General features: G+C 54.0%; 14 protein-coding genes. 10 read left to right on the top strand and 4 right to left on the bottom strand.

What is annotated here, in order from left to right; translation table 11 throughout:
* The first annotated feature begins 1 nt into the window (after position 1).
* A complete protein-coding gene (locus tag UB48_RS04470) occupies positions 2 to 1,318 on the top strand; it encodes an AAA family ATPase (RefSeq protein ID WP_045194385.1) in 1,317 nt (438 codons plus the stop codon).
* Positions 1,311 to 4,409, top strand: a complete 3,099-nt coding sequence (locus UB48_RS04465; protein ID WP_045194384.1) for an HsdR family type I site-specific deoxyribonuclease — start codon at positions 1,311 to 1,313, stop codon at positions 4,407 to 4,409. The genes UB48_RS04470 and UB48_RS04465 overlap by 8 nt, the downstream gene beginning before the upstream one ends.
* A gap of 129 nt (positions 4,410 to 4,538) precedes the next feature.
* On the opposite strand, the gene UB48_RS27925 is transcribed toward UB48_RS04465, so the two are convergent.
* From UB48_RS27925 to UB48_RS04450, 3 genes are all read right to left on the bottom strand, one after another.
* Entirely contained in the window at positions 4,539 to 4,712 is a 174-nt protein-coding gene (locus UB48_RS27925; RefSeq protein WP_177329137.1) for a hypothetical protein, read from the bottom strand.
* A 389-nt stretch (positions 4,713 to 5,101) separates the two neighbouring features.
* Positions 5,102 to 6,004, bottom strand: coding sequence for an HNH endonuclease (locus tag UB48_RS27055; protein ID WP_052676476.1), 903 nt, complete (start codon positions 6,002 to 6,004; stop codon positions 5,102 to 5,104).
* A gap of 207 nt (positions 6,005 to 6,211) precedes the next feature.
* Entirely contained in the window at positions 6,212 to 7,174 is a 963-nt protein-coding gene (locus tag UB48_RS04450; RefSeq protein WP_045194381.1) for a bifunctional GNAT family N-acetyltransferase/nucleoside diphosphate kinase regulator, read from the bottom strand.
* 418 nt (positions 7,175 to 7,592) lie between these two features.
* Here UB48_RS04450 and UB48_RS04445 point away from each other — a divergent pair, with 418 nt between their 5' ends.
* A complete protein-coding gene (locus UB48_RS04445) occupies positions 7,593 to 7,820 on the top strand; it encodes a hypothetical protein (protein WP_045194379.1) in 228 nt (75 codons plus the stop codon).
* A gap of 81 nt (positions 7,821 to 7,901) precedes the next feature.
* Positions 7,902 to 8,192, top strand: coding sequence for a DUF3077 domain-containing protein (locus UB48_RS04440; protein WP_045194377.1), 291 nt, complete (start codon positions 7,902 to 7,904; stop codon positions 8,190 to 8,192).
* Between the two features lie 64 nt (positions 8,193 to 8,256).
* On the opposite strand, the gene UB48_RS27050 is transcribed toward UB48_RS04440, so the two are convergent.
* Positions 8,257 to 9,600, bottom strand: a complete 1,344-nt coding sequence (locus UB48_RS27050; protein ID WP_052676475.1) for a hypothetical protein — start codon at positions 9,598 to 9,600, stop codon at positions 8,257 to 8,259.
* A gap of 112 nt (positions 9,601 to 9,712) precedes the next feature.
* On the opposite strand from UB48_RS27050, the gene UB48_RS04430 reads away from it, so the two are divergent.
* The 6 genes from UB48_RS04430 (at position 9,713) to UB48_RS04410 (ending at position 14,539) form a co-directional block, all read left to right on the top strand.
* Positions 9,713 to 10,978, top strand: a complete 1,266-nt coding sequence (locus UB48_RS04430; protein ID WP_045194375.1) for a phosphatidylserine/phosphatidylglycerophosphate/cardiolipin synthase family protein — start codon at positions 9,713 to 9,715, stop codon at positions 10,976 to 10,978.
* Between the two features lie 187 nt (positions 10,979 to 11,165).
* The gene (locus UB48_RS04425) at positions 11,166 to 12,074 is read left to right on the top strand and encodes a hypothetical protein (protein WP_045194374.1); all 909 of its coding nucleotides are present in this window, start codon (positions 11,166 to 11,168) and stop codon (positions 12,072 to 12,074) included.
* Positions 12,071 to 12,514 (top strand): hypothetical protein, encoded by a 444-nt coding sequence (locus UB48_RS27045; RefSeq protein WP_052676474.1) that lies wholly within the window; start codon positions 12,071 to 12,073, stop codon positions 12,512 to 12,514. The genes UB48_RS04425 and UB48_RS27045 overlap by 4 nt, the downstream gene beginning before the upstream one ends.
* Before the next feature lie 136 nt (positions 12,515 to 12,650).
* Positions 12,651 to 12,824, top strand: coding sequence for a YhfG family protein (locus UB48_RS27670; protein ID WP_156160163.1), 174 nt, complete (start codon positions 12,651 to 12,653; stop codon positions 12,822 to 12,824).
* Positions 12,825 to 13,214: 390 nt separating this feature from the next.
* Positions 13,215 to 14,123: a hypothetical protein gene (locus UB48_RS04415; RefSeq protein ID WP_045194372.1), complete on the top strand. Its 909-nt coding sequence runs from the start codon at positions 13,215 to 13,217 to the stop codon at positions 14,121 to 14,123.
* Complete coding sequence (locus UB48_RS04410) at positions 14,120 to 14,539, top strand: hypothetical protein (protein ID WP_045194370.1); 420 nt, start codon at positions 14,120 to 14,122, stop codon at positions 14,537 to 14,539. Before UB48_RS04415 ends, UB48_RS04410 begins: the two co-directional genes overlap by 4 nt.

The raw sequence follows: 14,539 nt of genomic DNA, 5'->3' as shown, positions 1-14,539 counted from the left end.
AGTGAGCAAAACACTGGAAGACATCGCCAAGCAACTAAACGATGCCAACAAGAAAGTACAACTGATATATGCCTTCAATGGATCAGGAAAAACACGGCTATCCCGTGCGTTCAAGGAATTTATTGCCCCCAAGAATAACGGGGAGCGGAACGATGACGAAGCAGGTCTTTCACGTAATAAGATACTTTACTACAGCGCATTTACTGAGGACTTGTTCTACTGGGATAACGATTTGGAGGCCGACTCTGAGCCAAAGCTGAAAATTCAGCCGAATACATTCACAGACTGGCTCATTACCTTACTCAAAGAGTTGGGCGAAGATGGGAACATTGTTGCAAACTTCCGGCGATATACGGGCAGCAATGCCAACCCTGTCTTCAATGAGGAGTACAAGAAGAAAGTCAAGGGCTTTAATGGGAAGGATGTGGAAATTACCATTCCAGCCTTCTTGGAAGTTGTTTTCCAGGTAGCGGCCAATTTGCCGGAACGATCCACCCCTACCGCCGATTCTGAAAATGACGAACGCCTTGTGGCTCAGGGGCAATACAAGGCTATAAAGATATCCAAGGGCGAAGAGAGTAATTTTATCTGGAGCGTTTTCTTCACTCTTCTCCAACAAGTCGTGTCCACATTGGATGAACCCAATGCAGGTGACAGAGTTACTGAAAAATTCAACAGCCTTGAGTATGTATTTATTGATGACCCGGTGTCTTCCTTGGATGACAGTCATCTCATTGCGCTTGCAGTTGATTTGGCTGGATTAATAAAGCGTAGTTCGTTCACCAATGGCACGGGACTGAAGTTTATTGTAACGACACACAGCCCTCTCTTCTACAACGTTCTGCACAACGAGCTCGGTAATGATTTGAAGAGGGTAAACCAGGATGGCACTTCGTCATGGATTTATAAGCGTGGCCAATCCGAAAAATATCTTCTTAAAAAGAAGGCGGATGGAGGGTTTGAATTATCCACATCAAACGATCACCCCTTCTCTTACCACTTGTTTCTGCTGGCCGAACTACGATCCGCAGTTAGAGATGGACAGATTAAAAAATATCACTTCAACTTTTTGAGGAACATACTCGAAAAGACGGCGACATTCCTGGGCTATCTACGATGGGAAGACTTACTTGAGAAGACTGCGGATGGTGTCCCGGACCCATTCGCAAACAGAATCCTGAATCTGTCTAGTCATTCTGCGCACGCTGGTGAAGAAGTAGCTGAGATCGAAGACTCTGATAAGGAAAGGCTTGCTCAACTGGTTTCATTCTTGAGCGACACCTACCGCTTCAAAAATCAAGGGGCCGAGAATGATTGAATACAAAGCCATTGCCGAGTCCAGGAATTTCATCGTTCTGGACCAGTACACCCGCGAGTGGAAGGTCGCTGAGAGCTACCAGAGCGAAAGTGACCTGGAGCGCGAGTTGATACAGGACCTGGTCAATCAGGGCTACGAGTTCGCCTCGTCCATCAAGACCCCTGCTGATTTGCTGGCCAATGTGCGCATCCATCTGGAGGAGCTCAACGCTGTGGCGTTCACCGAAGGTGAATGGCTGCGATTCGTCGAGTCCTGGCTGGACAAGCCCAGCGACGGCATCGTCGAGAAGACCCGCAAAATTCACGATGACTACATCCACGATTTTGTCTTCGACGACGGGCGCATCCAGAACATCTACCTGCTGGACAAGAAAAACATCACCCGTAACAAGGTGCAGGTGATCAAGCAGTTTGAGCAGACGGGCAGCCACGCCAACCGTTATGACGTGACGATTCTGGTCAATGGCCTGCCGCTGGTACAGGTGGAATTGAAGAAGCGCGGCGTGGCGATCCGGGAAGCCTTCAACCAGGTGCATCGCTACAGCAAGGAGAGCTTCAACAGCGAGTATTCCCTGTTCAAGTATCTGCAACTGTTCGTGATCTCCAACGGTACCGACAGCCGTTACTTCGCCAACACTACGCAGCGGAACAAGAACAGCTTTGACTTCACCATCAACTGGGCGAAGTCGGACAACAGCCTGGTCAAGGACCTGAAGGACTTCACAGCCACCTTCTTCCAGAAGCACACGCTGCTCAATATGCTGCTGCACTACTCGGTGTTTGATGTCAGCAACGCGCTGCTGGTGATGCGCCCGTACCAAATTGCCGCCACCGAGCGCATTTTGTGGAAGATCAAAAGCTCTTTTGAAACCAAAAGCTGGAGCAAGACGGAAAGCGGTGGCTATATCTGGCACACCACCGGCTCGGGCAAAACGCTGACCAGCTTCAAGGCCGCACGGCTGGCCACTGAGCTGAACTTTATCGATAAGGTGTTCTTCGTGGTGGACCGCAAGGATCTGGATTATCAGACCATGAAGGAATACCAGCGCTTTTCACCGGACAGCGTGAATGGTTCTGACAGCACGGCAGGCCTGAAGCGCAATCTGGATAAGGACGACGATAAGATCGTCGTCACCACCATCCAGAAACTCAATAACCTGATGAAGGGCGAAGGCGACCTGCCGATTTATGGCAAGCAGGTGGTGTTCATTTTTGACGAGTGCCACCGCAGCCAGTTTGGTGAAGCGCAGAAGAATCTGAAGAAGAAGTTCAAGCGGTTCTATCAGTTTGGCTTTACCGGCACACCGATCTTTCCCGAGAACGCGCTGGGTGCGGAAACTACCGCCAGCGTGTTTGGCCGCGAGCTGCATTCGTACGTCATCACCGATGCGATTCGGGATGAAAAGGTGCTCAAGTTCAAGGTCGATTACAACGATGTGCGCCCGCAGTTCAAAGCCATTGAAACTGAGCAAGATGAGAAGAAACTCAGCGCTGCGGAAAACAAGCAGGCCTTGCTGCACCCTGATCGTATCCGCGAAATCACCCAGTACATCCTGAACAACTTCCGGCAGAAAACCCACCGCCTGCAAGCGGGCAACAAAGGTTTTAACGCCATGTTTGCCGTGAGCAGCGTGGACGCCGCTAAGCTGTACTATGAGTCTTTCCGTGAGTTGCAGAAGAACAGCGACAAGCCACTGAGGGTAGCCACTATCTTCTCGTTTGCGGCGAACGAGGAGCAGGAGGCGGTGGGTGACATTCTGGACGAGTGCTTTGATGTCACTGCCATGAACAGCAGTGCTAAGGAGTTTTTGAGCGCGGCAATTGCCGACTATAACGCGCTGTTCAAAACCAACTACAGCGTGGACAGCAACGGCTTCCAGAATTATTACCGCGATCTGGCCAAGCAGGTGAAGGCCAAGGAGATCGACCTGCTGATAGTGGTGGGTATGTTCCTGACCGGCTTCGATGCGCCCACGCTGAACACCTTGTTTGTCGACAAAAACCTACGCTACCACGGGCTGATGCAAGCCTACTCGCGCACCAACCGCATTTACGACGCCACCAAGACCTTTGGCAACATCGTCACCTTCCGCGATCTGGAGCAGGCGACTATTGATGCCATCACCCTGTTCGGCGACAAGAACACCAAGAACGTGGTGCTGGAGAAGAGCTACAAGGAGTACATGGAAGGCTTCACCGATGTGGCCACCGGTGAAGCGCGACGTGGTTTTGTGGAGGTGGTGAAGGAGCTAGAACAGCGCTTCCCCGACCCCGCAGCCATCGAAAAAGAAGCCGACAAAAAGGCTTTCGCCAAGCTGTTTGGCGAGTATTTGCGTGTGGAGAACGTGCTACAGAACTATGACGAGTTCGCCAGCCTGAAAGCGCTGCAAAGCGCGGACATGAACGACTCGGCGGCGGTGGAGGCATTCAAGGCCCAGCACTATTTGAGCGATGGCGACCTGACCGCACTGCAAGCGATAACGCTCCCCGCCGAACGGAAGATTCAGGATTATCGTTCGACCTATAACGATGTGCGCGACTGGTTGCGCCGTGAAAAAGCGGGGGCGGAGAAGGATAAATCCACCATCGACTGGGATGACGTGGTCTTTGAGGTGGACCTGCTCAAATCACAGGAAATCAACCTCGACTACATCCTAGAACTGATCTTCGAGCACAACAAAAAGATCAAGAGCAAAGCGGAGTTGGTGGATGAAGTGCGCCGGGTGATTCGTGCCAGCTTGGGCAACCGCGCCAAAGAGAGCTTGCTGGTCGATTTCATCAACCAAACCGCTCTGGACCAGATTGGTGACAAGGTCAGTGTGATTGACGCCTTCTTCACCTTTGCCCAGGCGGAACAGCAGCGTGAGGCGCAAAAGTTGATCGCCTCCGAAAACCTCAATGCCGAGCCAGCCAGGCGCTATATCACCACCTCGCTGAAGCGGGAGTTTGCCAGCGACAGCGGTACAGAGCTGAATGCCGTTCTGCCCAAGATGAGTCCATTGAATCCGCAATATCTGGCCAAAAAGCAAAGTGTTTTCCAGCAAATCGCAGCATTTGTTGAGAAGTTCAAAGGGGTGGGTGGGAGCGTTTAAAAAATATGAAATTAAGCTCTTGGACCGTCCTTTAGTCTGAGCATAGTCAGTTTGTTCGCTGTTTAAGCCAAGGCTGACAGAAAATAGAGAGCTCACAGTCAGGGCTGTGGCCCTCCGTGCGCCATTGTTTTAGCGAGTTTGTAGCGGCTTGAGCAGGCGGTTCAAGATCCAGCACGCTAGAATTACGGCGATCAGCAACGGAGGAAAACGCAGCATCAGCACAATGCTCAGAACCAGTACTCCAGCCGCAGCCAGTGCGCCGATGAAGATGAACAGGCACAGCAGAAATCGAAGCAGGGTCATGACGGCTCTCCGAAAGAGCCCGGCTTGGAATACCATTTGGAATACCAAAAGACATGGATCCTGCGGGACGCTCACGGACACTAGTGGCGCTGAAAGCCCCGTATTTGCTGGATTTCAGGCACAAAAAAGACGTCCGTGGACGTCTTTAGATGTTGTGTTGGTGGAGCCAGGGGGATTTGAACCCCCGTCTCACCCTTGTTCAATATTGGTTTCCTCAGGGGCTGGTCGAGCACATTAAGTCCGAGATACTAAGCAATCCAACCATTGTCCCCTTAAAGCCTGAGGTTCTATGGTTGCAGATCTTTTTCCTTGTCAATTGATTTTGATTTCGGGCAAAAAGGACCGTGTAGATCAATGACGCGGAGTTTACTCGATCTGAAAAACGCCCCCTACGCAAAACTAAATCGCTTGCGGTGCTTCTCAAGATAGCGTCGATTGCCCTCACTCAAGGTGGGAATCGATGTGTACTGGTCCAGCCCTAGAATTTTGTGTTCCTCCGCTGCCAACTCGTCGCTGATCAGCAGTTGCCCATCCTCACCAAAAGAAATCAATCCACAGTCGAAGAGTCGATCAATGTGGGTGGCCAGCAGCAATCCGTTATCTGTATCCAACCGGGCTTTGTTGTCGGCTAAGGCCCAAGCTTGAATGTGCGAGGCGACTAATAGGTTGGGATTTTTTAGCCCGGTCAACGCGCACTTTTTCTCCCAGCGTTTGAGCAGCCCTGTTCGAAACGCACCTTGGCCAACTCGAGCCTTTACGAGCGCTTCTCGAGTCGTAACGGAAGGGCTTTTTCCTGGCGATCCGGCATCTACGAGCTGGTCTTCGTAGTCAGCAACAACCTCGGCTTGTTCCAACAAATACAGCGCAGCATCGGCAGGCAACTGCGCCATGTAGATCTGATTCACACTGCCTTTGTTGTTGAACAACGATGGCTCTGTGCGGGCATCGAATTGCGCCTTGTAGGTGGGTGCAATGTCGTCGCTGCGTAAGAGGTGCTTGAGGTCGGTGAGGGTGATATCGACTCGGTGCCCTTGGTTGCTCCACTCGTTGAACGAGCGAGTTGGAGGGCGTTCGGCTTGGTAGGCATCGCGCTCGGCTTTGGCAATCGCGCGTAGGTAGTTGTCGTGGTAACAGAAGATCAAGTCTCCGGCTTTAACTTTACCGACGTTGTCCCAGTGGCGACGGGTTTGCACCTTGCCGGCTTGTGTACGCGAGCTCAGCGGGGCCCAGAGAAAATTGCCGGCCCTGGCCTCCTTGTGCGTTGTACCTAGGTTCACCCAGAAAAATTGCATCTCGCGTCCTTACAGGTCTGGCATATCGCCAGCAACCATACCGCGAGATCCTACGAAAATGAAGGATTGGTCCTACTTGTTGTTACCAAATTGAGCGCAGGAAGGAGGTCCTCTGGCCAAGTCCTGATCTTGTCCAGCATGTCTGCATCAGGCACGGAAATCGTTGGGGATCTTCGTGCCTGATGGAGCACTCAGCTAAAGGCGCAATTACAGGTGAAAATCGCCCGCAGCCTCCGGCTGGTAAAGCACTTTCCTGATCCCGATCCGGCGGGTCCGGTCAGAAACCCGCCAGTCGATGGCGTCCCCCTCTTGATAGCCCAGGATGGCGGCGCCGATGTCGGAGCACACGGAGTACTTTCCGGCGCTGCTGTCCGCGTCTTCAGGGTAGACCAGGGCCACTTCGATCTCTTCGTCGTCCAGCTGCAGCAAGGCCCTGGAGTTCATTGTGACGACATTGCGCGCCACCTGCTGCGGTGTGACGACGATGGCGCGCTCAAGCTCATGTTCGAGTTCAACAACGGCCGGGCCTTGCTCGAGCGCGATCAGGCTCTCGAGCCTGGCCTTGTCGATTTCGGTGATGTAGATCTCCGTGGAGTCGGCCACGCCACCTTCGCGCAGGTACTGAAGATAGCGCCCAGCCGTCATGGCAAATGACTGCAATGTCGGTGTTTCGCTTTCAAGCAGAAAACCGCTGCGCACAAAGGCTTTCAGCGAGCGGGTGTTGTCGGGGTGGATCTTGGCGATGAGTTTCTCGGCGCGCATGTCGAGGAAGGCCAGTTTCATGCCTTCGCGGATTGTGCGGGCGCCGAGGTTTCGGCCCCATTTGTCGCTGTCTCCGATGACCAGGACGATTTCGCAATTGGAGCCGGTCTTGATCAGGCGGACAAAGCCCACCGGGGCGTCATGCCGGTCGTAGGCCATGAAGAATCGGCCGCCCCGGTTGAATAGATGGGTCAGGATCGGCAATTGGGTCCGATCGATAACTTGCTCGATGGAGCGGGAGACATGACGCGAATCGCTCAAGTAGCAGGTAACGCGCTCATCTTCCAACCAATCCATGAGCGTCAGTGCGTGTGCCCGAGTAATTTCCGGGCACAGCGAAATGAAAGGCTTGTTCATCTTCACCACAGTTATTTGGAAAGAATGAAAGCCCTTCATGGCTATGGCCATGACGGTTCTTTCGGCAACCGGCCATTTTATGGCAAAACGCTAGTGAATGGCGAATAGCCTGCGCACTCTGGCAGGCGCTTGCCGTTCTTTTCGATGACCTTGCCGATGAACATCCGCCCCTCAAATTCTTCAGAATTTCCTGATTCCCTGTAGTCCATTTCCCAATCATACTCCCACCGCCTTTAAGCCATTGCAGTGGTTCCTTGAGCGCTCTAGTCTCCGCCAGTCGTTGCCAATTCAACGGCCGGTTTTGACAGACCGATTAGCAAGTACCCTTCGGCACGCTTATGGCGGCTGTACGTGGGGCACATTCGTGTGCGCCGGGTTTTCTTGCTCTCGGTCTGTCAACCCGCGTATAGCTGCCACCTTTCTGTTTGACAGCAGCTCTGTGGCGGCTCCACCAGCAAGGAGATTCGCCATGTTAAAAATCGTCCCCGACCCACCTAACCACCCCAACCAGTTCCTCGAAGACCTCCTGGTCCAGACCTCCGAATACCTGGTCCGCGCCCAGACCATCGCCCGACAATCCGTCCTGCTCCATCCCAAAGCTCCCGACCAGGTACTCACCTTGGCGACCCTGCATGAAATCGAACACGCCTGGGCTCTGGTCGAAGTGGCCTTGAGCAAGGTGCAGTCACGCCACTGAGTTGCCAATAAGCAGACGCCCGCGTTGCTGACGAAATCCCTTGGCAACGCGGGCTAGCGATTTCAGCAGGAGGACCTGTCAATGGATGAGGATTTGAAAGCAGCCAGCACCTATAAGACCGCTGGCATCGCGGCCTTCGGTGAAGGCGAAAGTGGGCATTCCACACAAAAGCTGTTCCGCGTCGAGCCCGGTCACAGTGCGGCGTTCGCTCTGGAGCAGTCGTCGCTGCTGATGGGCTGCGTAAACCGGCTGACCCTGCAAGCCGGCATCGAGCACGACCCCAAGCTGACCTGGGCGGCGCATTACCTTAGCGGCATGGCCAAAGCCTTGGTGGAAGATGTGGCTCACGCCATGCTGGACCGGCCGCAATGACGCAGCTGTTGAATCAGCGCTCGCCGAAGAGGCCGGGCCGATGACTGCGGGCGGGCAGCGCGGGCTAGTCCTGCGCCTCGTCTTCAAGCAAACGCAGCACCAGCGGCTCGATATCCAAGGTGCCTTTATCAGTAGCGTCCAGCAATTCCAGGTTCAACACCCAGTGCTTTTTCCCACGGCTGACTAGCTGAATCACCCCGAGATCCTCAAGGATCGCAGCCAAGCGGCTCGACTCCGGCACCCGCTGTTGCCGGTTGATTGCCTGGTAGTAAGCGGTGCCGATGCCTTCTTCGCTGGTGCCGGCCGGCACACCGTCGGCGCTGTTGGCCAAGGGGAATTGCCCGCGACCGAACTGCTGCCACAGGTAGTTGAGGGTGTCGTTGATTACCGGCAGCGGGTAGCGGGTGATGCTCTTGCCCTGGGTTTCGAAGCCCTGGTCGGTCAGGCGATAGAGAAAAGCCTTGCGCTGTGTGGGCGTCCAGCCTTCAGTCCAGCCCAGAGTTTGCACGATTACCTCGCTCTGGCTGGTAGCCTTTGGCTGCGAACTCGTTACCGTACCGCCGCCCAGGTCGTAGCCGATCATGAACAACGCCGCTTCCAGGCGTCGCAACGGGCTGCTGCCTGTACCGTCGTCTTGGTTGAAGCCGCTGTGCTTTGCATTGTCATGGGCAAGTACCGCCGCCAGTATCTGGCTGGCGCGGATGTTCCACTGCGCGTGCAGCGTACCGGCCTGCAGCGGCGGGAACTGCAAGTTGCCCTGGGACGGATCGCGCTGTTTGGATATGCCCTTGTTCGGCCTGGCCGACGCCCAGGGGAAGGCCAGCTCGGGCGGAACCTGGGTAAGTTCAGGCTCGACCTGCTTGCAGAACTTCACCACCGCCCAGCCCAGCGCGGCAGCAACGCGGCTGTCGTAGATCACCAGCTGCTTGCAGATCAGTGAGTAAACCTTGGTCATGCCGGCATTGAAGCGCAGCTCGGGGTCCAGCAGCAGTTGATGATTCAGAGCACCGCTGTCGATTGCGTCGCGAGTGTCAATCAGCAACTTGGCCAAGCCCTCGGCATTGTTGCTCAGCCAACTAACGTTACCGTTTTGTACGCCACCCCAGATCATCACATCAATGGCTGCGCGGCTGGCGGCGAGGTCATCAGGCGCGGGCGCCAGGGCTCGTTGCAGTTGCTGCTCAAGCGCCGTCAGTGCGCGGGTGTTGCTGGTGATGTCGCTGCCCTTGTCGATGTCCAGGTGCGCAATCGCCGGGTGCGGCCAGTGGTAGGTTTCATAGGCGTTGAACAGGCTGCTGCAGTGCCAAGGCTCGCCACTCATGCGGTTCTGGTAGCCGTGGGCGAGGGTGGCGTTGTCCAGGTTGGCGCTCATCCATGCAATGAAGGCGTCGAGCAGGGGCTGGGCCATGGCGGTTTCCTTATAGGGCGGCTTGGGCGTGCGAGGGGTGGGATTTTGGGCTAATCGGTTGATAGTGGCAATGTAGTATTATCGGCAGAGATTCGTACAAGGAAGCCGACGATTGAAGTTCACTAGCAATATCGTGCCGCTGATAAAAGAACAGCTGCAAAACGACAAGGTTGATCTGAAGATTTTCTCGCCGTACCTGACCGGTTCGGCCGCGCTGGAAATTGCCCAGCTGGGTAAAAGCGCCAAGGTTTATACGTTGGTCAATGTGCAGGTGCTTGCCTCTGGCGCCTCCAGTTACAGCGCCATCAAAGCCCTTCTGAAGAAACGAATCCCGGTTTACTACCTGCCCAATCTTCACGCGAAGATGGTCGTTGCCAAGGACCGCTTTGTGACCTTGGGCAGCCAGAATTTTACCGAGCGGGGTGCGAGCGCGAATTTTGAAACCAACGTTCGCGTTCGTGGGGTCAGTAAGGGCGTTGAAGCATTAGTGGCGAAGATGGAGCGCAAGGCCACTTTGTTGACGTCGGGCTTTTTGGAGTCGGTTAACAATGCTGCGATGGCGCTGGCTGGCAAATACGATGCGTTGCGCAAGCAGGCCGAAGAACTGGATCGCGACTTGATTGCTGCTGAAAAATCGCGCGTAAGTGTGCAACGCGGCGAGCGGGCAATCGATGCCGAGGTTCGCTCGGAGTTGGCCAAGCGGCCGCAGTCCAACCCCAGAAAGTGCACCATCGTTTCGCGTTACGATGAAAAAAACGCCAAGCTTCAACACTCCTTGAAAGGCGAAGAACTGTTGACCTGGTCCGTCGGCAAGGCCCCCCACGAGCTCAAACCTCAGCACCGCTATTTGTGTATATCCGGTGCCGGCAAGCTCGGCTGGGTCAGGGTGAACAGGACGGTGTACTCGTTCATCGAAAACCAGATCGATATGGAAAAGGGCGAAATCAGAGGCCAGGTGCAGTGGGAGGTTGGCGTTGATGCAACCGAGCAGGCGTGCAAGGCGAGGAGGGGCGGGTACAACTTGCGTGTGGCGGTTGCTGACCACCAGGGTAATGAGCTGTGCCATGTGTTCATGCGCTACAACACCGAAGACCTTGATATCGATCCTGCCGTCTTGCTCAGGAGCACAGACACGCCCAAAGCGCCGATTGCCGAGCGACGCAAAGCAGCCGAATGGATCAACGCCAATACGCAGAGCTTCAAGGAAGATATCAAGCGAATTATCACGACACCGTTCAAGTTCCAGGAAAAACTGACCGGCGATCGAGCGGACAAGTTCTTCGGCGGTGATGGAACTTCGCACCTGCTCTGCCTGGTCGAGCTGAGCTCAAACGTAGCGTTACAGGTGATTGACCCGGTGGAAACAATGGCTGGGTAACAGGTCTACAAGCGCTCTGAGGGTTTCTTCCTACAAGGTATTGTTTTCATTCTTATTTTGAGTTTGTAGGACGACATAACCGGCAAAAATACACTTCTGAAACGTTGATTTTTAGCTGCTAAAACTAGGCCGCTCAAGCGCCTGCAACCTTCGGGTTTGCAGGCGCTTTCACGTTTCAGGAGACCCCATGAACGACTCAAGGATGAGCGGGCTTGGCGCGAGCCCGTCGCAGTACTTTGCGCGCCAGCGGATTGAGAGTCTGGTCAATGTGCCGAGGTTGTTTGCAGCGATTGATGCCGATCCTGGGATCGTCGGGGCAGGGGTGGTGTACATCGATGCGGACTACAACGTGGTGACGTTGCGGGAGTTTCGGCCGATTTGTAGTGTGCTGCCCAAGCGGGTGGTGTTGCAGGAGGTGAAGCGGTATTTGACGCCTGAGCAGTATGTTGAGCAGGTAATGGAAGCACCACGAGACTCACGTCTATGGGGGGAGATAGCTAACTTGGGACTAGCCTGTGCCAGCGCAATCTTCAATCTGGCAGCGATTATGACGGGGGGGTTGTTTACGATGTTCTCAGGTCCTGTCGGCTTGATGATCCTCTATGCCGGGGTTGCAGGTACCGCTGCGTCTGGGTTGCTTTGCATCAACAGTGTTTTCCGAACAGGACAGGAGCTGATTGATCCTGAGGTCCTCGATCGTCTGGATGAAAAAATTTGGTATCGCTCTATCACAGAGCTTCTTGATGGAGTTTCACTTTTGGGAACAGCTGGGACGACGGCGACAGCAGTCAAATTTGTTCAGGTGCGGAAAGCCACCACGGGCGCTAGTTGGTTTGACATCACTCGAACTTTGAGCCGCCAGCAGCGCAAGGCGCTGACAAAGGAGTTATTGCTCATAAAACATCCATCGTTGACCGCCAAACAACTCAAGCTTCAGCAGCAGCTTGGAGCAATCTCGAAGCGCTATACACCCACTCAGATCAAGCAAGGAACCACTGCGTTGATTCGCGAGTCGATCGGAGGGGTATTGGGAGTTGGGGGAAGCAGTGCTGTACAGTCAGTAGCGCTTAGCCTAGTCGAGGGAAGTGAATCGTGATCAGTCAGGCCCAGATGTGGGTATTTATTCGTCGATTCTACCCGTGTTTGATCGGTACATACCTATTGGCACTTTTCGCTACGGCAATGGCTACATTAAGCGTAATCAATACCTATTTTTTGAAGCACGCCTACGAGTCAGAGCTTGCGATGGGCATGCTGGTGGTCGGTACGCTGGCGATCACGTTAGGGACCTTCATCCTGATTCGTGGTCGCACTTGGGCGGTATGGATGATTGTTGTGCTGCTGTTTGTTTGCTTCCTTGCCACGCTCTCAACCTACGGTCGGTCATCTCATATGCTTCTGTTTGTGGCCTCATTGGCTGCATCCTCGCTCGGCTTGCTAATCATCAACAGCCGACGTTACCGCCAAATGTGCAAACGTGTGGTGGTCATACGCAGGATGCGGAATCGATGGCTAGCAAGCGGTGGTAAAGCATGATTGGCAAGGTAAGCAGTACAGGCTTCATCGCGGGGCAAGCCCGCTCCCACTCTGGCCGACAGAGGTTAGATGGAGAGGGGATGGTCGTTCCTAGAGTTGTTGCCCAGCGTCATTGCCCAGCCATGAGGTCAGTCCTTTGAAAGCGCCAAGCTTGCACGCCAAGAAAGCCCATTGCGCCAAGACACGTCAGTCCAATTATTCGGCCAGCCTGCGTCTCGCAGGCATCGATGTCACACCGGATGATGCTGAACGCAAGCTACCTGCCCGTGAAGCGATCCTCGAAGCCTATCGACAACAAGCCAAGGGCTAATTCTGGATCAGTATGGGGTAGGTCAGGATCCATACCGCTATACCGGTATGACGATTCAAGACGGCACTCTGCTGCGCGCTTAAGATTTGTATCGAGTGTCTGGCATGACTATTGGCACGACTTAAACCGTGTGCATAGCAGACGTTTGTCGTATCACTCGTGTACACCGGTCCAGGATATCGGCAACTAGCAATCTGATGGGGCACGATCATTCAAGCATAAAAAGATGCGTCCTACGCCCCCTTCGTTTACTTCCTCTTTTGAGCGTGTAGGACGACACACACAGCAAAAATACACTTCTGAAACGTTGATTTTTAGCTGCTAAAACTAGGCCGCTCGAGCGCCTGCAACCTTCGGGTTTGCAGGCGCTTTCACGTTTCAGGAGACCTCATGAACGACTCAAGGATGAGCGGGCTTGGCGCGAGCCCGTCGCAGTACTTCGCGCGCCAGCGGATTGAAAGCCTGGTTAATGTGCCGAGGCTGTTTGCAGCGATTGATGCTGACCCCGGGATCGTCGGGGCGGGGGTGGTGTACATTGATGCGGACTACAACGTGGTGACGTTGCGGGAGTTTCGGCCGATTTGTAGTGTGTTGACTAAGCGGGTGGTGTTACGGGAGGTAAAAAGGTATTTGGCTCCTGCACAGTACCTGGAGCAGCTCAGCAGCGATCCACGAGAGCCTAGAGTTTTCGAGAGGCTATTGGGTACTGCTGCAACCTGCGTGAGTACCTACATCAGTTGGCGGGTGCTATACAGCGGTTCCATTGCCGTGGCTTTCGGCGGCCCGGTTGGCGTCGCGATTTCGGTTGTGAGCACAGCGGCCGTTGTGGCAGGAATTGGACTGTGTGTTATCGGGGGCATGAGAACCACTATTGAAGTTGCCAAGCCTGAACTGAATGATTTCCTAGATGATATGGTTGCTGTGCGTTTAATTGAGTCATCGCTTGAAGCCATTTCGTCTGCGGGATTGGCAACTTCTTCTATGAGCATTTTTCGGCTTTTACAGGTTCGCAAGAACGCTACAGGTAGAGGTTGGTTCGATCTGTTGAGAGGGCTGAGTCGTCAACAGCGCAAGAGTTTGACGGCAGAATTGCTATCGATCAAACACCCTTCGTTAACTGCTAAGCAGATCAGGTTGCAGCAGCGTTTAGGCAATCTACCTAAGCGATATACACCAACAGAGATCAAGCATTCCACCACCACTTTAATCAAGGACGCACTGGGTGTGGCATTGGGGATTGGTAGCAATACTAACGTCCAGACAATTGTCTTGGGGCTTTATGAGGAATTAGACGAATGATGCTCGTTCCTGCTGTCGTCGAACGAATGATGCGATATTTTTCGTACTTTGCAAACGGCTTTTTTCTTGCGCTGTTTTCCATGGTTTTTGCGTCGGTACATGTTCTAGGTGTTTATCTGCATGACGTTGAGCAGGTAATGCTGTCGGTACTTGGGGCTTCGTTTGTATTGTTCCTAGCTCACATCTTGTTACTGAGAGGCTTTGTCCACGCTGTCTGGATCACCGTTGCGCTTGTTTTGACTAGCCTTTTAGCAACTTTTGCTACATACGAGGCATCGACTAACCGTGTGTTTTTCGCAGTGTCGTTGATCACCGCATTATCTGCCCTGCTCACGATCAACAGCCGCCGCTACCGGATGATGTGCAAACGCCTGGTGGTGATACGTAAGCAGCGTAAAAAGTGGAGAGTCCGCTGA

Source organism: Pseudomonas sp. 2(2015) (assembly GCF_000955865.1).
Lineage (GTDB): Bacteria > Pseudomonadota > Gammaproteobacteria > Pseudomonadales > Pseudomonadaceae > Aquipseudomonas.
Note: the sequence above shows the minus strand (reverse complement) of the source record. Positions and strands in the feature narration are given on the sequence as shown.